Source organism: Zarconia sp., from assembly GCF_057467645.1.
Genome location: NZ_JBRJXU010000180.1, coordinates 40,785 through 58,571, shown reverse-complemented (window position 1 = coordinate 58,571; position 17,787 = coordinate 40,785). Strand labels below are relative to the sequence as shown.

The 17,787-nt window shown below is 48.7% G+C and carries 13 protein-coding genes and 1 other RNA gene; 5 read left to right on the top strand and 9 right to left on the bottom strand.

Translation table 11 applies throughout. The features are described 5' to 3' along the window. Together AC2215_RS27160 and AC2215_RS27155 are read left to right on the top strand one after the other, a co-directional pair. The coding region (locus AC2215_RS27160) for a hypothetical protein (RefSeq protein WP_486813164.1) at positions 1 to 279 on the top strand (279 nt) is incomplete at its 5' end. A gap of 269 nt (positions 280 to 548) precedes the next feature. Then, entirely contained in the window at positions 549 to 2,267 is a 1,719-nt protein-coding gene (locus AC2215_RS27155; RefSeq protein WP_486813163.1) for a hypothetical protein, read from the top strand. A gap of 215 nt (positions 2,268 to 2,482) precedes the next feature. Here the strand turns inward: AC2215_RS27155 and AC2215_RS27150 are convergent, their stop codons facing one another. The 6 genes from AC2215_RS27150 to AC2215_RS27125 all read right to left on the bottom strand — a co-directional run bounded on the left by AC2215_RS27150 (position 2,483) and on the right by AC2215_RS27125 (position 10,749). Then, positions 2,483 to 2,893 (bottom strand): pentapeptide repeat-containing protein, encoded by a 411-nt coding sequence (locus tag AC2215_RS27150; protein WP_486813162.1) that lies wholly within the window; start codon positions 2,891 to 2,893, stop codon positions 2,483 to 2,485. Between the two features lie 709 nt (positions 2,894 to 3,602). After that, positions 3,603 to 3,996, bottom strand: an RNA gene (gene rnpB, locus AC2215_RS27145) — RNase P RNA component class A. A 240-nt stretch (positions 3,997 to 4,236) separates the two neighbouring features. Continuing rightward, entirely contained in the window at positions 4,237 to 5,364 is a 1,128-nt protein-coding gene (locus AC2215_RS27140; protein ID WP_486813161.1) for a glycosyltransferase family 4 protein, read from the bottom strand. A gap of 253 nt (positions 5,365 to 5,617) precedes the next feature. Beyond that, entirely contained in the window at positions 5,618 to 6,094 is a 477-nt protein-coding gene (locus tag AC2215_RS27135; RefSeq protein WP_486813160.1) for a late competence development ComFB family protein, read from the bottom strand. Positions 6,095 to 7,182: 1,088 nt separating this feature from the next. Further along, a complete protein-coding gene (locus tag AC2215_RS27130; RefSeq protein ID WP_486813159.1) occupies positions 7,183 to 8,529 on the bottom strand; it encodes an oligosaccharide flippase family protein in 1,347 nt (448 codons plus the stop codon). A gap of 393 nt (positions 8,530 to 8,922) precedes the next feature. Next, on the bottom strand, positions 8,923 to 10,749 hold the full coding sequence (locus tag AC2215_RS27125; RefSeq protein ID WP_486813158.1) for a hypothetical protein: 1,827 nt from the start codon (positions 10,747 to 10,749) through the stop codon (positions 8,923 to 8,925). A gap of 331 nt (positions 10,750 to 11,080) precedes the next feature. Here AC2215_RS27125 and AC2215_RS27120 point away from each other — a divergent pair, with 331 nt between their 5' ends. After that, positions 11,081 to 13,339 carry a sensor histidine kinase gene (locus tag AC2215_RS27120; RefSeq protein ID WP_486813157.1) on the top strand — a complete coding sequence of 753 codons (2,259 nt, stop codon included), beginning with the start codon at positions 11,081 to 11,083 and terminating at the stop codon, positions 13,337 to 13,339. 166 nt (positions 13,340 to 13,505) lie between these two features. Here AC2215_RS27120 and AC2215_RS27115 read toward each other — a convergent pair whose 3' ends face one another. Both AC2215_RS27115 and AC2215_RS27110 read right to left on the bottom strand, forming a co-directional pair. After that, positions 13,506 to 14,981, bottom strand: coding sequence for a leucyl aminopeptidase (locus tag AC2215_RS27115; RefSeq protein WP_486813156.1), 1,476 nt, complete (start codon positions 14,979 to 14,981; stop codon positions 13,506 to 13,508). 195 nt (positions 14,982 to 15,176) lie between these two features. Further along, positions 15,177 to 15,578, bottom strand: a complete 402-nt coding sequence (locus AC2215_RS27110; RefSeq protein ID WP_486813155.1) for a Fur family transcriptional regulator — start codon at positions 15,576 to 15,578, stop codon at positions 15,177 to 15,179. Positions 15,579 to 15,694: 116 nt separating this feature from the next. On the opposite strand from AC2215_RS27110, the gene purS reads away from it, so the two are divergent. Together purS and purQ are read left to right on the top strand one after the other, a co-directional pair. Then, positions 15,695 to 15,967: a phosphoribosylformylglycinamidine synthase subunit PurS gene (purS, locus tag AC2215_RS27105; RefSeq protein WP_486813154.1), complete on the top strand. Its 273-nt coding sequence runs from the start codon at positions 15,695 to 15,697 to the stop codon at positions 15,965 to 15,967. A 245-nt stretch (positions 15,968 to 16,212) separates the two neighbouring features. After that, positions 16,213 to 16,890, top strand: coding sequence for a phosphoribosylformylglycinamidine synthase subunit PurQ (purQ, locus tag AC2215_RS27100; protein ID WP_486813153.1), 678 nt, complete (start codon positions 16,213 to 16,215; stop codon positions 16,888 to 16,890). A gap of 388 nt (positions 16,891 to 17,278) precedes the next feature. On the opposite strand, the gene AC2215_RS27095 is transcribed toward purQ, so the two are convergent. Beyond that, positions 17,279 to 17,506 carry a hypothetical protein gene (locus AC2215_RS27095; protein ID WP_486813152.1) on the bottom strand — a complete coding sequence of 76 codons (228 nt, stop codon included), beginning with the start codon at positions 17,504 to 17,506 and terminating at the stop codon, positions 17,279 to 17,281. Positions 17,507 to 17,787: the final 281 nt, after the last annotated feature.

Below are 17,787 nucleotides of genomic sequence, written 5' to 3'. Positions count from 1 at the left end.
TATAGCAACCGTCAGGGCGGTTTAGGCATCGTGAAGGTGAGCTTTCTTGAGCAGGCAATCGCGGTGAGTAGGGGGAGAGAAGAAAATGCGAGCCTTGAGCTTGATTTCTCGAGTGTCCTAACCGCCTTGGCGACGGCTATAGCATACAAGCTTAACCGGTCACCAATGGTCTTGTGCCTTTCTTACCGGTGCGGTCGAATTTTGCAACTCCTCGATCGATTTCCGAACCAACCCATTAAAAACGATAAACTTTCAACCCCAACTCGATATCGAGGTTGAGAGGTTTGAGTATCCTAAAAAAACGTCAGTTTTGGATAAAACTATTTCAGGTAAGGGTGGGGAACGGGGAATGGGGAATGGGGAAGGGAGTATTTTTCTCCCAAGGGACCAGATATAGCCAGTGTAGTTGCTTCGCTTTCAATCGGCTTTCCGACTGCCCGAACGTCATCCAGAGTTGGCATCCCGGCGAGGTGGCTTAAGCAAAACTGACGTTCAAAAACGAAGTCCTATTAAATGTTGGCTTCTAAGTTAGAGTACCTTTCTTTAAAATGACAATCTTAAAATTTTTCTTCAAAAATATTTCTAAACGTTCCCGATCGCTCTTGCAACTCCAAACCCAATTCCAGGTGAAATACACCCTCTTCACCCTCATTAGCGCGGGAGTCTGCCTATTCGTCTGTTTTCTGGTCTGTTTGCGCTCTCCCGTATTCGGGGTCGATCCAATTTCCTCAACCGTTGCCAATAACCTAGGAATTCATCACCATCCCATCACCACCTCATCTCCCCAAGCGCAAAAAGAGTTCGATCGCGGCTTAATTCTTGCCTTTGCCTTCAACCACGCCGAAGCATTGGAAGCCTTCGAACAAGCCTCTCAATCCGATCCAAATTGTGCCATGTGTTATTGGGGCATGGCGTTGGTTCTCGGTCCGAATATCAACGCCCCGATGGGAGCAGAAGCTGTTTCACCCGCTTATAACGCCATCCAAAAAGCCATCCAATTCGCCGAGGGAATTAGCGATCGCGAACGAGACTACATCAATGCCCTCGCCACTCGCTATACCCCCAATTTCACCGACAATCGCGCTGAGCTCGATCGCACCTACGCCAATGCCATGGAAGCCCTCTCCCAACGCTATCCCGAAGACGTAGATGCCGCGACGCTGTTTGCCGAAGCCCTTATGAATACCATGCCTTGGGATTATTGGATGCCAGACGGACAGCCCAAACCCGCAACCCAAAAGATTCTCGCGGCTCTCGAATCGGTCCTCGATCGCGAACCCACCCATCCCGGTGCGAACCACTATTACATCCATGCCGTGGAAGCTGTAGCCCCGCAAAAAGCCGAGTGGGCAGCCGATCGCTTGCGGGATTTGAACCTAGATGCGGGACATTTAGTTCATATGCCGTCTCACATTTACGCTCGCATCGGACGGTATCACGATGCAGCGGTTGCCAACGAACGAGCAATCGAAGTGGATGAAGCCTATATTGCCCGCGAGAAGCCCGAAGGGATCTACCCAGAACTGTACTATCCCCACAACATTCATTTTCTCTGGTTCGCTGCCAGTATGGAAGGACGCAGCCAAGTGGCACTCGATGCCGCCCGCAAATTGGTCGATCGAGTGTCCCTCGAAGCCGTACGGACCCTTCCATCTCTCGAGCCGTTCTTCACCGTACCCTTGTTGACCCTCGCTCAGTTCGGGCAATGGGAGGCGATTCTCGACGAACCCCAACCCCCAACCGAATTTCTCTATCTCACCGCCATGTGGCACTACGGGCGCGGACTCGCTTTTGCCCGCCTCGAACACCTGGATAAAGCGCGTATCGAAGCCACGGGTTTGACCTCCATCCTCGAGACTGGGGAATTGACGGATGCAGGGGTGCCCTTTGCCAGTCTCGCTCGGATTGCACAGACCCTGCTCGCTGGAGAAATTGCTGGGTTAGAAGGGCAAACCGCCCAAATGCTCGAGCATTTCCAAACCGCCGTCGAACTTCAGGATGCCATCCCCTATATGGAACCCCCGTTTTGGTACTATCCCACTCGCCAGACCTTGGGAGCCGCATTACTAGAAGAGGGACGCGCATCGGCAGCGGAAATCATTTACCGCGAAGATTTAGCCCAAAATCCCGAGAACGGTCGATCGCTATTCGGTTTGGCGCAAAGCCTCGAATCCCAGGGAATGATGGAGGAAGCGGCAACAGTTCGAGAGCGGTTTGCAGCCGCTTGGGCGCACGCGGATACGGAATTGAGGATTTCGCGATTCTAATTTTTAACGTCAGTTCGGGATAAGACAGTTTCCGGTGAAGGTGGGGGAACGGGGAACGGGGAATGGGGAATAGAGTTTCCCCTCACCCGAGAGGCGATTCACTCGAGTGTGGTGCGCCGAGTTCGATGAGGCTTCCCAACATCATCTCGAATCGCCTGAAGCTGGAAAGGCCAACTCTCGGCGAAGTTCCAGCTGCGGCTTAACCCGAATTCACGTTAATTTTTATCCGGGTTCCGAGTTCCATCAGGCGCGATCGCCCCAGTCAGATCGGCTCCGGTCAAATTTGCCCCGGTCAGATCCGCCCCAGTGAGATCGGCCCCAGTTAAGTCAGCTCCTTTGAGATTCGTGTGGCGTAGGTTTGCCTGTCGGAGATTGGCACCGGTGAGATCGGCAACGGTTAAGTTTACCCCAGACAAATCCGCACCACTCAGATTTGCCCCGGTTAAATTGCAACCGGTTAAGATGGCGCGATCGAGGATAGCCGCACCGAAATCGATTCCCGACAGATTTGTGGGGTTAAAGATGGCACGAGTCAGATTGATGCGCTGAAAGTTTCGGTGTCCGGTTGCATATCGATCGAGGACGAGATCGGCGAGATTCGCCCAAGAATAGAGGGTATCGGACATAGATGGATTCAAAGTTAAGACGAGAGACATCATGCACCTCCATGGAGTGGTATGAGTTTAGAGTCAGACAATATCTAGAAAATAAATGTGCGTCGAAGGAAATGGCTCGGTTAGAATGCCTTTCAATATCCTGTGGAAGTATCGCAACTTTAGGGACAAACCAATAAAGCTTTAATTCATGCGGTCTCTAATTCATACTTAGTATTCAACAGATTTTCGATCGATTCGACGATCGATATCGTTCCCAAAGGTGAGATGGGAGCAAACTCAAAAGTGACGGACTGACGATCCCCTCGACGATCGAGGTCACTCGAATGCGTTGGAAGTCGTTACAAGTCGGTTGTGGCGCGGGATTTTCGTTTTATAGCGCTTCTTGTGGTTTATTTACACTCTTGAAAAAATCGGTTTTTCCCATTCCCCATTCCCCATTCCCCGTTCCCCATGACTGAAAATCTGTAATGATACCAGCGCGAACTGCTATACCTTCAACGAGCAAGCTCCAAACGACAACGCTCGAAGGATAAAAAGACCGCAATTCGGGCAAAGAGATATTCGACGGGTGGGGAAGTGATGTCGATGAAGGCGATGTGTCGGAATCGATCGAAGAGCATGGGAAACTTTGCACGTAGAAGAGGCGGCTCTGACGTCCTATTCCCCACACCCGACCTTCGCCAAGAATGCTTCGATCTCGAACTCAAGTGAAAAAGGGTAGAGAAAGCAGTCATAAGCCGGGTTCTGTTCTCCTCGCTGCGAACAGCCAAGAGGGCAGTTATCTATCTGGGACGCTTGTTACCAAACGCCTCGAGCGGTTCTTTTCGGCGGAACCGGTAAAAGACCAACCGTCGTTCCTTCGACCTTGCACCCAACCGGGGTTTACCGAGCCAGCACCTCTCGATGCTGCTGGTGCGCTCTTACCGCACCTTTGCACCCTTACCTGTGAAGGGATATCCCTACCATCGGCGGTATGTTTCTGTGGCACTATCCTCACGGTCACCCGCACTGGGCGTTACCCAGCAAGTCTGGTCTTTCGGGAGCCCGGACTTTCCTCAAGCTAGAGAGAACGAATTGTTTGACTCCAGCCTGCAACCGCCTCACCTACTTTCTCTATTCTCATATGGTAGTTGTTAATGGCTCGCGACGCGACGAACGAGGCTGGGGCACTCGATCGGGGGTTTAGGGTGTGGGGTGTAGAGTTCTCGGGAATTGACAAAAGTTTGAGGTACGCGGGTGTGAATGGTTACAGACAAAATTCATGCAATTTCTATGGCGCACTCATGAATTTATTCTCTCTTTTCCCCTTCACCCTTAACCATTAACCCTCTTCCTCCAGATATCGAATGGGGTTATACCGATAGGCATTCATCGAGAATCGATCGAATTTGCCCGAACATATCTGGATCTTGAAATCGTTTGACCCGATTTAATCCTTGAAGTCGCAACCGGTTTTGCACTTCAGATTCGATGGCAACGCGGTAGATACCCCCGGCAATACTCTCGATATCTGTCGGGTCGATATAGCAAGCAGCGTCGCCGCAGACTTCCGGTAAAGATGCCACCTGGGATGCGATAACTGGACAGCCGCAAGCCATCGCTTCGAGGGGAGGAATGCCGAATCCTTCATAAAGAGAGGGGAACACGAATGCCGTTGCCTGTCGATACAGTGCCGCGAGATCGCCATCGGATACGTAACCTAGAAATTTCACCTTTTCGGCAATCCCGAGTTGCTGGGGTAAGTCAGTTAAGGTTGTATCTATTTTGCTGAGCTTGCCGACGATCGCTAATTCTAGGTTGAGTGTTTTGAGTTGGGCAAAAGCCTGAATCAGCCGGCGAATATTTTTGTAGGGTCGCGTTTCGCCGACGCAGAGGATAAAACGATTCAAACCGTATTTGCCAAAGACATGACGATCTTCAATTTGAGGATGGGAGTTAAAGATATCCGCTCGATATCCTTGATAGACCACATGAATGGGAGTTCGATCGCAGTTGAAATACCGTTGGATATCTTTTTTCGTCTGCTCGGAAACGGCCACGATCGCCCGAGACGCTCGGACGAGTTTCGGCAAAATATATTGAAAGTAGTATTTGACCCTGGGGTACGTTTCTGGAAAAAAGAGTGGCAGTAAGTCGTGAATGGTAATGACTTGAGGGCAGACCGGAAATAACATTCCTTCGGGAACGGGTGAGTACACCGCACAAATCTGATTTTGACGCACAGAGCGGCGAAAAACCGTTTGATGCCACAGAAGACGAGAAAAATTGCCCCGAAAATTATTACGGTAGATTGTTTGGCTGTGAATCTTACGCAGTCGATAGGGAAATTGGGAAGAGACTTCCTGGGCTGCGGTATAAATGGCAAAATTACCCGATTGGCGATCGACCGCCCGTAAAATTTCGCCGGTATATCGATTGAGTCCGTCGAAGGCTGACTCGTTAAAGTGACTGGCGTCGATGGCGATCTTCGGGTTGTGCATTCGATCCGATCGAACCCCAAATGATTGTTATAGATACCGGATCGGGATTCAACGGCTTCGGATCGATTCGATGACCGCACAAAAAAGTTTAACCCGAAAATCCTGCCAGTAATAAGGGAATGAAAATTACCGCCGCCACGATAGCAAAAAAGGTCAGCGGATCGATATCGATCGTACCATTAGAAACGTTCTTTTTATTTTGAGACATATTCACCTCAGTTTCTAAATCAAAATGTATCGCGAATTGAGTATTTTAGCGGTGATTTCCGTAAGTTCGTCCGGCAGAACGAGTATTTGCACCATCCGCAGCACTGCTGCGTACGGCTCTGGCAACCAGGGGCACGACAGATTGCCAAGTTAGATCTCGACGCTTCAGTATAACGCGAAGTTCGAGCAAAGCGCGATCGGCGACCGGATCTTGGCTCTGAGCATCTTCCGTCAGGGGAGTTGAGACTCGGAGGGGATCGCACTGTACGGCATTGAACCCCTGTGCGACTGCCATTCTTACCTGCTCGTATAGTTTGTATTGACCTCGCTGTTTTTGATAGCTCGCACCTTCTTGACTCGAAGCATACAAGGGAGGCAGACGATTGAGAGCGTAGGTGGCAACTTGAAGTCGATCGATGTATTTCGCTAATTTCGGAGAAAGTCTTTTCAAGCGTCGATCGACTTCTTCCATCACTAATTCTTCCATCACGTTAATGAAGGTTTTGCTTGAGTGAGATGACATAATTTCAGCAAGTTAAGAATCTAAAATTCTTTGGGCAATTGGAGTTATACCCATTGAGCAACTACGCAGGAGCAATTGATGAACTCTTTTTCGCTCAAAGGGTAAGTTTTCTGACAACACAAAAATAAAATGGCGAGCACTATCCTTAAATTTAAGAACATTAGCCAACTAAAAATTCCGATGGGAATCTTTTTAGATCGAATCAATCCGGAAATTCAAACACTCGATCGGTCTCGCATCCATTAAATTTAAGTTGCACCCAATTACTGAGATTTCTCTTATTGCTGTTTTCTTCTGTTGATTCAACAGAGAATAAGATTTTTACTTTCGTGTAGCTGTCACGTCTCGTCCTCTTCCAAGTCTTGAGAGTCCTGGTTGAAGTTACTCGATATTAATGATAATTTTTGTGAAAGCCAAAGCATTTTTAAAACAGAGTAACTGCCAACTGACAATCGCAAACCACAAATCTGGGGGTGAACCGATGACATCCTTTTCCCACCCATAATACGTTGTCTCGCAAGGCAGCGATTTGCACCCGTTTAGAAGATTTCCAATATTATAGCGGTTCTACGTTAAATTTTAAGCTCTTTGAAAAAAGAGACCCGTGAGTCCACCAATCGACAATGAAATATTTAAATTTGTAAATTTATGCCCGTGCAGTTTCAACATATTCGATCTCAAATCGAGACGGGTTGACTATCATCTGTAAATGCCATACATTCTCCCCCAGCAAAGCCGGCTTTCCTAGCAACTGACCCGAACGGCAAGCAATCGTCTGGATGTGAGATCGATGAGGCGATGAAGAATCGACCTCATTCCCTAGACCTTCTCCTGGAAAAATTCGGAGAAACCAGAGGAGGACAAGGGAGAAGAACAACCGATGAATTCTCTCCTTCCCCATATGCCTTCATCGGTTCGATTCATCCAAAATCTGAGCTTCCGACTTTCCAAGTCCCCACGATGTCAGAAAAAGTCTTGTGATGAACGGGGGGGATACCGACAGTTTGAAGAACCGACATTCCAGAACCGACACGGTGGAGAGATCAACTGGGCTGCGATCGCCATTTGTCTCTTCGCAACGTCAGGATCTAGGGAAAAAAGTAACTAAAAGTTGGAATTCCTAACCCAAGCAAATACCGACCCATCAAGATCGAACCGATCGAGCCGATTAACAATAACGTTGCTTGAAGGTCTTGTTTGAGTCCTGACAAACCTTCTCGTTCTAGACCGTAGTTTAATACGAGATACGAGGGGATATCGTTGAGTGTGACGACCACCACGACCCCAAAAATATTTCCTAAATAATACCCGAGGGGCAAGCCAACAGCCATAAACAGGAACCGAAACAAATTGCCAAAGGCAGCATAGTTCGATTTGCCAAGAGCCATAAGAGCCGGACTATTCGTTCTGAGTAAGACCGCAGGCCACACCCCCAAGGCGAGTAGCGGTAACATCCAGGAAGCTTGAGCATATCTTTCATCGTATAGCTTCAAAACAATGAGATCCCCAAATCCCGCGAGAATTGTCAAAATTACAACCATCCCAGCCAGTAAAATCCAACGTTTGGCTAAGATCTTATTTCTCAGCATCGGTCGGGGAAGATCGGCACGTCGAGAAATGATGGGAAACAAGACTTTATTACTCAAATTCCCAATCACCATCCGCGGAATATCTGCAAATGTAAATGCGACTGTATAAATTCCTAACAACTCAAAAGATGTGAGCTTCGGTAACATAAAGCTATCGAGTTGAGAGGATAAGAAAGTGAGTGCGGTGGAGAAAAATATCCATCGCCCAAAGGAGAATAGCTCGCGAGCTGCTTCTGGATCCCAATCGAGACGATTTTTGACTTCTGGAATGAGTCGGTGGCTCCAAATTAGCTTAACCGTTGATGCCACTAGGCTACCAACCACTAATGCCCAAATGGTCGGGCTCAATCGTGCCCAGATAATCATTACGATTAGGGAAGCTAATTGCGCTCCAAATTGAAAAATCGTTAACTTTCCAATATTGATTCTACGGCTTAGAGTGGCAACAGAGGTCGAATTAAATCCCGCTAAAATCGTGCTGAAGCTGACAATTGGAATTAACCAGAGCAGTTGCGGGTTTTCGTATGCTTTGGCAATGGGCCAAGCAATCAAAAGACTAATCAGCCAAAGTCCCGAACCTCTTATAACTTGAAGCGTCCAGGCTGTATTAAAAAATTTCGGCTCGTCACCCCTTGGATTTTGAACGATACTCGGAGCAATACCAATATCCGAAAATAGATTTAAACCGATGACTAATGTATTAATGAGTCTCATTAACCCGAATAATTCCGGAGCTAGTAATCGAGTTAAAATTAAATTATTCGCTAAACGTAATGCCTGACTTGCTCCATACCCAAAAAAAGTCCAAATGGTTCCCTTAATGGCATCATTCTTAAGAGAGGGCATAATACCTACTAATGGCTAAATAACTTCTAACAATATAAACATTAGACCGAATTTCAAGCGAACGTCTAACTTGACAATTCGATCGCATTTCCGCGGGAGTCTTGCTTACCTTCCAACTTCCCATCGAGATCGGAAATTGGTCTGTTCGTGTAAGCTTTCTCACCTAGTCGATACACTCCCTTGATACATTCTGTCTTGTTTTAACATTTTAGAGTGATGAAAAACCAAAATTCGCTCGAGCTACAGCAACTTTAGCATTGTCTTTCGGTTTATGGGACTTGTTCGACCTCTATCCTGATGTCTAACCCCAGAGGACTGGCACGATCCCCGGAAAATTTTCCGTCACGAGACTTTCGAGAATATCGGGGTGACGCTTAACCTGAGTACTCAATGCTACAAGCGATTACCGCGAAATCCTTGCTTCTTGGCTTGAGTCTCTCTTTCAATGCGATCGCGTTGGTTTGAGGGTGATGTGTCTTCCAGACTCAAGCTGCGCGTCTGCAAAATACACTCTGTTGGTAAAACGGTAAAACTATCGATCTGCAACGCTTGACAGCGATCGAGAAGACTTTTAAAGATGGGAATGCGACCGGATTTGAGTTTTTCTAGAGCGGGTTGCGTTGCTTGGGGGTACTGTTGCATCCATCCATTTCTTTCAATATACTCCGGCGTTAAGGTATCGCTTTCTAATAGCCAAAAATCCACGTCGTATTTTTGAATAAAACTTTGCAATTCTGATAAATTTTCTGCATACTGAGCTTGAATGAGTTCGAGGGTTGTGGTTTGAAAGCGGCGATAGTATCCTAAATGGTAGGGAATCGCATACTCTTGACCGGATAAAATCGAGCGATGGGCAAAGGTGGGAATGTTATTTGCCTCAGAAGAAATCGAAGCAATTGTAATATCTTTGGGTCGATCGGCGAAAAATTGATAGAGATTTGGAGCTAAACCCAGATGATAGTTTGTTTTGGGAAATTTGCTTAAGGATATGGGGTATAACGTTAAATATCCAAATAGTAAAATGACCGCGATTAGAGAGAGAATATTGGCTTCAATGAACCGAAAAATAGGCATTTTCTTTCGTCCCCACTGAAATATCGCATCGAGTAAAATCACCAGTGCGATCGCCGCAGAAAGAGACATCACAACGCGCAAACTATGCTGGGTGTACCGGCTCGGTAAGTGTAGCTGAAATAATAATGCATGAGACGCCAGAAAAAGACCGAGACTTGAAAATGTTAGGTCACTTAACATTTTGACCGTCGATCGCACCTGGAGCGTCAGTGGAAATCGATTGGGAAATTGGAGTAATAATGGTAAAAGAAGTCCGGCTGCTAAAAGCGGCGGATCGAAGGGAATTTGAATGCCACTTCTACCCCCATTCAGCCAATATCGACCGAAGTCATCGTAGAAAAATCGAACTCGTCCACCGGGTAAAAATTCGGGCATGATTTGCGCTTGAACCGCAGTAATCGTCGGACCGAAATTTGAAGTTTTTAAGGCATAGGGTAATAAGACGAAAAAAGCAATGCATAAACCGATCAGACAAAATGTATACTCTCGAAGAGAACGACTGATTTTAAGTTTCCCTGGGTTCAGAATGAATGGCGTTAGGACAAATAATCCCGCACTCACGAGAACGTACTGGGGGTAGAATAAACCGATCGAAACTAGCATCACGAAACACCATGGCGATCGCCGAATGAAAAAATAGAGAAAAATTAAAAATAAAGGATTTAAAAAGGCTCGTGGCGTTCCTGATGCTAGATCGTCCCGCATCCAGAGATTTTGAGTAAAAAGAGCCGAGGCGAGAAACCCCGCTGCGGGAAAGGGAAAAATTTCCAAACACAGGAAAAAGCAGCAACAAGTTGCGCTCGTACCCAAAAGCGGTGGAATGAGTTTACACAGGAGTAACGGGTCAATGCCTAGAACGGAAAAGAAACGATAAAATAGGGTATATCCTAACGGTGCGACCGATTGAAAATAGTCTGCAATTAGATCGTTTGGAAAAAGTTCTGGGTCGATAAACCGCTGCATCCAGAACACGTGCTGTCTGGCATCATCCGAGACAATCAACTCGCTGCTGAAGGCTTGTTGAAAGACTTCGATGCCATATATTCCTGCAAGAACGAGGCTAGCACCGAACCAAAAGCCGTAAATTTTGCGCTCTCGATAGGTTTTGGGTGTAACCAGCCAAGCTTGTAGGACGTTACGGAACACGACAGTTAAGCGTTAATGAATAGACTTAAATCGATTGTCCGTTCACTTTATCATGAAGACTTAACCTAAAGACGCTCGTCGACGGCGATCGAAAATGAGTCTGGGATATTGTCTCAGTTAATACATGCAGATTCTGGGAAATTTGTTAAGATAAGAAGCAGATACTGTCAATTTTTTTGTATCAAATATTGCTTTTTTTCGATCTAAAACTCATTGGGTTTTGAGACTTTATTTTTTCGCTATTTTATCAATCGTCCTGAATTAAGTGGCTGGTGTTGCTATTAGTAAAAAAGCCAACCCTAACATTTGGAACGTGAGAAGCCTAACCCCCATGAATGACGATTCTCCGAGGGAGTCAGATTGTATCGACCGCCGATCGCCCAAGCCACGCCACATCTCGCTACTACAGTGGTTTTACAATCTACCGATTCGGCGCAAGCAACTCTACGGTTTGTTAACCTCTGAAGTGCTGTCCATTGTGGGTTTGGTGGGAGTTGGGGCGTGCTTGATTATTTTTGGCGGGCACCGGATGCTTCTCCATCAAGCCCAATCGGAACTCGCGGTTACCCAAATTAACTACAACATCAAAATCGACCAAATGGGATTGGGTTTCCGGGGTCAATCCGATAATGCAGCGATTATTGCGGCCGCCCAAACCCATGCAGGCGATCGCCCTTTAGAGCCACAGTTGCGCGATCGGGTTCGGCAAATTCTCCAAAATGAAGTGCGGGCCCGAAAGATTGAATATGCCACCCTGGTGGGCAAAGACTTGCGGATTATCGTCAATGCGAATGCCGAGCGCACCGGCGAGCGTTTCAATCCTCATAATCTCGTCCGGGAGGCGATCGCTAATCCCCAACAAATTAAAACCAGCGAAATCGTCTCTTGGGAAGAACTGACGACGGAAAATCCCCCGCTAACGTCCAATTTTTCTGGAGGGGATGCTTTAATTCGCTACACCGTCACCCCAGTTCGAGATGCCCAAACCCAAGCGGTTCTGGGGGCATTAGTCTCGGGGGATATCGTGAATGGCAAGCAGCCCATCGTCAGTCGCACGATCGATGCTTTGGGCGGCGGCTACAGTGCGATTTACTTGCGCCAACCCACAGGGGAGTTTTCCCTGGCCACATCGGACACCGAGTCGCAAGATGCCGATCTGGCGAACGTGTTGCAAAATAACAAGCGATCGCTCTTAACTGCTGCGGTCGCTGCATCCGAGGAACCCGTCACTCGACGGCTCAAAGTCGGGAATTGCACCTATACCGTCGCTGCCAGAAGTTTGCACAATTTTGCTGGGGAACCGGTAGCCGTCTTAGTTCGGGGGACTCCAGAAACAGCATTGAACGCCCTATTGGGGCAGAGCTTTCGGGTACAAACGATCGTCTCGGTTATCGCCCTTGGGGTGGATATCTCGATCGCGATTTTGTTAGCCAATGCGATCGCAAAACCCATTAAACGCCTGCAACAGACCGCTCGTTCTTTTGCCGACGGGAACTTGCACGCGCGCTCCCAAGTCACTGCCACCGATGAAGTGGGAGAACTCGCCACCACGTTCGATCGCATGGCCGATCGGATTGTTTCGGCCTGGCAAGTGGAAACCATGGCACGGGAGCAAGCACGGCTCAACGAGCGACTGCATCGAGAAATTACCGAGCGCGTCCAAGCTGAGGCGGCCCTACAGCAGTCGAAAGTATTGCTCGAAGAAAAACATCTTGCCCTCAAACAAACCTTACGGGAACTGCGCTCCACCCAAGCGCAGATGATTCAAGCCGAAAAAATGTCGAGTTTGGGGCAAATGGTGGCTGGAGTCGCCCACGAAATCAATAATCCCATTAACTTTATCTACGGCAATCTCGTTCATGCCGGAGACTACGCGCGCGAGTTACTCGCCATTGTCGAACTTTACCAACAAGAGTATCCCCATCCGACGCCCAAGCTCGAAGACAGTATCGAACGAAGCGATCTCGAATTTATTCAAGCGGATTTTCTCCAACTTTTACGATCGATGCAAGTGGGAACCGATCGCATTCGCGAAATCGTCAAATCCTTGCGCACCTTCTCTCGCCTCGACGAAGCCGACATTAAAGCCATCGATCTGCACGAAAGCATCGACAGTACTTTGATGATTCTGCAAAATCGTCTCAAAGCCAAATCCAATCGTTCCTCGATCGAAGTCATCCGAGAATACGGTTCGCTACCACGGGTCGAGTGCTATTCCGGACAGCTGAACCAAGTGTTGATGAATTTGCTTGCTAATGCGATCGATGCTTTAGAAGAGGCAATGGCAGACAATCTCGATCTCGAACCCAAAATTTGGATTCGCACCCAGACCCAAGAGGGCGATCGCCTAGAAGTTCGCATTGCCGATAACGGACCGGGCATCCCCCAGAGTGCGATCGCCAAACTCTTCGATCCCTTTTTTACCACCAAACCCATCGGCCAAGGGACGGGACTGGGATTATCCATCAGCTATCAAATTATTGTCGATCGCCATGGGGGTCAATTGCGGTGCGAATCCACCCCCGGACGCGGCACGGAATTTATCCTCGAAATTCCCCTCCATCAATCCCAGAGGTCGATCGAGGTTTAGGAGGTCGGGGTGTGGGGGAGACAAGGGGACACGGAGACAAGGGGACAAGGGAGACAAGGGGACAAGGGGACAAGGGGACAAGGGGACAAGGAGAAGAGCATCGCTACTGACCGATTGTCAATTGTCCATTTTCCATTGTCCATTGCCCCAAGCCCCCTCAAGAGACTCAGGCGAGCACCCAATTCACCAAAGTGCGCACGCCAAAACCCGTGGCCCCCGGACTGTCGTATCCTTTCTCTTTATCCGTCCAAACCGAACCGGCAATATCGAGGTGGGCCCAGGGGGTATCTTTGACAAACTCCTTCAAAAATAGAGCTGCAGTAATGGCTCCACCGGGACGGGGACCGGTGTTTTTCATATCCGCGACGATCGATTTCATGCCGTCAAAGTAGCTTTGCTCGAGGGGCATTTGCCACAGTTTTTCCCCGGCACTGCTCGAAGCGCTCAAAAGCCCTTGAGCCAAGTCATCATCTGGACTCCACAACCCGGCAATATTACTCCCCAGGGCAATCATGCAAGCTCCGGTGAGGGTGGCCAAATCGACGATCGCCTCGACCCCCAGTTTGTCGGCATACACCAAGGCATCGGCCAGGGTTAATCGTCCTTCTGCGTCCGTATTGTTTACTTCGATCGTCTTGCCGTTGGAGGCGGTGAGGATATCCCCCGGACGCATCGCCCGACCGCTAATCATATTTTCGGTGACGGCCGAGATGAAGTGAACTTCCACATCCGGCTTGAGTTGGGCGATCGCTTTGGCGGCCCCAAAGGTTGCTCCGGCCCCACCCATGTCGATTTTCATGGTTTCGATACCGCTACCGCCGGTTTTCAGGTTCAGTCCCCCCGAATCGAAGGTGAGTCCCTTGCCGACGATGGCGACTTTTTTGCGCGGCGTTCCCGATGGGGTGTAGGTCAGGTGTACGAACTTGGGCGGTAAATCCGAGGCTTTGGCAACCCCCAAAAATGCCCCCATTCCCAATTTTTCGCACTCTTCTTTTTCTAAAATTTCCAACGCCAAACCGTATTCCGAGGCGAGGGCTTCCGCCGTCTCGGCCATGGTGATGGGGGTGACTTCATTGGCAGGGGCCGCCACCAATTCTCGGGCGAGAATTACACCGGAGGTAATTTGCAAAGCCCGTTCGATAGTGGATTCCGTCCCGCCCAGCCCGAGTAAATCCACTTGTTCGATGCTCGATCCCTTCGGCTTATCTTCCGATTCGGACTTGAAGCGCGTGTCTTCATGCATCGCTAATTCGATCCCTTCAACGATCGCGCTGGTCGTGGCAGTCTTGTCGTTATATAACGGCAGGGAGACGGCTAGGGTCTTGCAACGCTCTCGTTTGGCAGTTCTCGCCACTGCGGCTGCGGCTTTGCGCCAATCGTCTAAGGTGGCTTTCTCGGGTTTGCCCAATCCCACGACGATGATTTTGCGAATCGGGCTACCACCACCCACCCGCGTGGCTGCCGTACTGCTGGTTTTGCCTTTAAATTCCGCGTCTTCGATGAGTTCGCTCAGCGTACCGGCGAGTTTTTCATCGAGAGCGGCCAAATCGCCCGTCAGCGCTACCCCATCTTCAAACAAACCAATCGCCAAAGCATCTCCCGACCAGTCCAAAGGTGCGGTATCCAGGGCGTTGAATTTCATTCCTCATGCCTCAAATTATCGATATATTTCTTATGATAGGGCGATTTTAGGTGCTCTTTTTCCCTGAATCCTTACGTTCTCGGGGCTTTGGTTAATGGACAATGGACAATTGACAATGGGTCGGTGGCGACGATCTTCTCTCTCCCTTGTCCCCCTTGTCTCCCCCCTCTCCCTTGTCTCCCTACACCCCACACCCTACAATTTTTCCGTTATCGAAGTTTGAGCGCAGATATTGCACAGACCGAAAAACTCTAAGGTGTGGTAGAAAATCGTGAAGCGATGGGATTGTTCGAGTTTCGTTTCTAAGTCGCGCACGGGACATATTTCTAGAGAGATGGATGCGCCGCATTGCAAGCAGGTGAGATGGTGTTTGTCTTGCTGGCTGGAACTGTACAGGGATTCACCGCTAGCGAGGGTTCGGACTTGCACGACCCCTTCGAGTTTGAGTGCGTCGAGAGAACGGTAGACGGTGGCTAAACCCATACTGTGTTCGCTCTCGCGCAATTCCATGTAGATATCTTGGGCGGAGAGCGATCGTCCGCTGGTCTTGAGCAGGTGTAGAATTCTCTTTTGGGAGCGGGTGCGCTTGGCTTTCATGGGTGGTTGGCGAGGGTTCGCAAGAGACTGACTCGATCGGGGTTTGGACTTGTTGGAGACTCGTTTTACACTAGTATTGCCGATCGACCGCCCTATTATATTATCAAGGCATTATCGTGACTCAGAGATACCAAGCCCAAATTTACGTCACCCTGCGACCGTCTGTTCTCGACCCGGCTGGAACGGCTGTTCGATCGGGTCTGGCGCAACTTGGCTACGACAGCGTAGATGGCGTGCGGATTGGCAAATACGTGGAACTGACGCTGGATGCGACCGATGAGGAGGATGCGTGCGAGCAACTCGATAAAATGTGCGATCGCCTCTTAGCCAACCCGACGATCGAAAATTATCGGTTTGATGTCGTGGCGACAACGGATGCCAAAAGCTAGTGCTGCGACGCAGAATTCAAAATGCAAAATGAAAAATGCAAAATGAAGAGTACATAGGGCTTTCAGCGGTTAAGAGCGAGTTTTTTATTTCTGCCGCACTGCACTAGTGCCGCTATGGGTCATTAAAAATGCTTACTGTACATAGCTTTCAGCGGTTGAGAACGAGTTTTTTATTTCTGCCGCACTGCACTAGCTAGAAGAAGTACTCGAAGCAATATCAATCATTTGGGGACGAGGAAATCGGAATGAAATTTGGAGTGGTGGTCTTTCCAGGGGCAAACTGCGATCGCGATGCGGCTTACGTCACGCGAGATATTCTCAAACTGCGCACGCGGATGGTTTGGCATCGAGATACGGATATTGCCGATCTCGATGTCATCATTATTCCCGGTGGTTTTAGCTACGGAGATTACTTGCGTTGTGGAGCGATCGCTCAGTTTTCGCCGGTGATGCGATCGGTTCTCGAACATGCCGAGAGCGGTAAGCTGGTGCTGGGCATCTGTAACGGCTTTCAGGTGCTTACTGAAATTGGATTGCTGCCGGGAGCTCTGGTGCGCAATCGGGATTTACATTTTATTTGCGATCGGGTTCCCCTAAAGGTCGAGCGGACGGATTTACCCTGGACTCAGGACTATACCCCCGAGGAAATCGTGTCTTTACCCATCGCTCACGGCGAAGGACGCTACTGGGCGGATGCAGATACCTTAGCTCGCCTGGAAGACAACCGCCAAGTGGTGTTTCGCTACTGCTCGGCGAAGGGAAAAGTCAACGAAGCGGGCAATCCGAACGGCTCTTTAAGTAATATTGCAGGTATTTGCAATCAGACTGGAAACGTGCTTGGAATGATGCCTCACCCCGAACGGGCTGCGGAAGCGACATTGGGCGGCATTGATGGACTGAAGTTGTTTGAGAGTTTGGTGTAAGTGGATTCGTGTCAATCGAGACACCAGATCTCGATTGCACCATGGAGACACGAGAAATCAACTCGGGTTGGAGTCGTTTGAGTCGGGACTCACGTTCCGATCGAATCCGAAAATTTCATCACCTCCCTTCAGACAAGACCGAACCGATATGAGAATGGGGATACATATGTTTTGCGATCTCTATTTTTTTGTAAATAAATGTTTTATTCAACCCAGCTTGCTGTCTTTAGAACTTACAACACGCAACATTTTTAATTAACAATAAGTAATGTAGCCGTTGTTACTTTTGGTCGGGTTTAAAATCCCGATTTTGCGAGTGGATGAAATGGAAATGGTGACGAGATCGAAATATTCTCGGAGTAGAGCGAAGGGGTCTCGATCGAGACCCTCACCATTTCTGGTAGCGCTGAGCGGCCACCGCCTCAAAGAGCATATTCACCAGACTGTACGTAATGCCAATTGCCACGAGACCTTCGATGGGACTGCCATTCCCGAAAATTGCCAAAATCTCGATGGCAGCCTGCATCCCGTCACGAGCAAACTCGTTCCAGAGGGGAATGCAACTCACCAGCAACAGAACGGTAAACCCAATCCCAGTCACGAACCAGGGAGTCATAAAACTAATCGTGCCAGTGATAACCAGAGAGCGCAAAAAAAGTGACAGAGTGCTCATTAGGAGAAAACATCAGGACGTAAAATGGACGAGAAACCTGACAAACCAAACGGAGATTGTCAAGTGCTCCCCAGTTGCCGATGGAGCGGTTCCTTTAACCTCAAAAAGCCCGATTCTTTAGGTTAAAACCAATACATCGACTACTAATTTCTACAATAAAGGCGATTTGAGAAATCGTCAGGGTGATGTGAGAATTCTTAAACATCCATTAGAAAACTTTGTTC

What these genes read in the sequence shown, in the direction of transcription:
- AC2215_RS27155 (WP_486813163.1), top strand. Translation starts at nt 549, where the DNA reads ATGACAATCTTAAAATTTTTCTTCAAAAATATTTCTAAACGTTCCCGA.
- AC2215_RS27150 (WP_486813162.1), bottom strand. Translation starts at nt 2,893, where the DNA reads ATGTCCGATACCCTCTATTCTTGGGCGAATCTCGCCGATCTCGTCCTC.
- AC2215_RS27140 (WP_486813161.1), bottom strand. Translation starts at nt 5,364, where the DNA reads ATGCACAACCCGAAGATCGCCATCGACGCCAGTCACTTTAACGAGTCA.
- AC2215_RS27135 (WP_486813160.1), bottom strand. Translation starts at nt 6,094, where the DNA reads ATGTCATCTCACTCAAGCAAAACCTTCATTAACGTGATGGAAGAATTA.
- AC2215_RS27130 (WP_486813159.1), bottom strand. Translation starts at nt 8,529, where the DNA reads ATGCCCTCTCTTAAGAATGATGCCATTAAGGGAACCATTTGGACTTTT.
- AC2215_RS27120 (WP_486813157.1), top strand. Translation starts at nt 11,081, where the DNA reads ATGAATGACGATTCTCCGAGGGAGTCAGATTGTATCGACCGCCGATCG.
- AC2215_RS27115 (WP_486813156.1), bottom strand. Translation starts at nt 14,981, where the DNA reads ATGAAATTCAACGCCCTGGATACCGCACCTTTGGACTGGTCGGGAGAT.
- AC2215_RS27110 (WP_486813155.1), bottom strand. Translation starts at nt 15,578, where the DNA reads ATGAAAGCCAAGCGCACCCGCTCCCAAAAGAGAATTCTACACCTGCTC.
- purQ (WP_486813153.1), top strand. Translation starts at nt 16,213, where the DNA reads ATGAAATTTGGAGTGGTGGTCTTTCCAGGGGCAAACTGCGATCGCGAT.
- AC2215_RS27095 (WP_486813152.1), bottom strand. Translation starts at nt 17,506, where the DNA reads ATGACTCCCTGGTTCGTGACTGGGATTGGGTTTACCGTTCTGTTGCTG.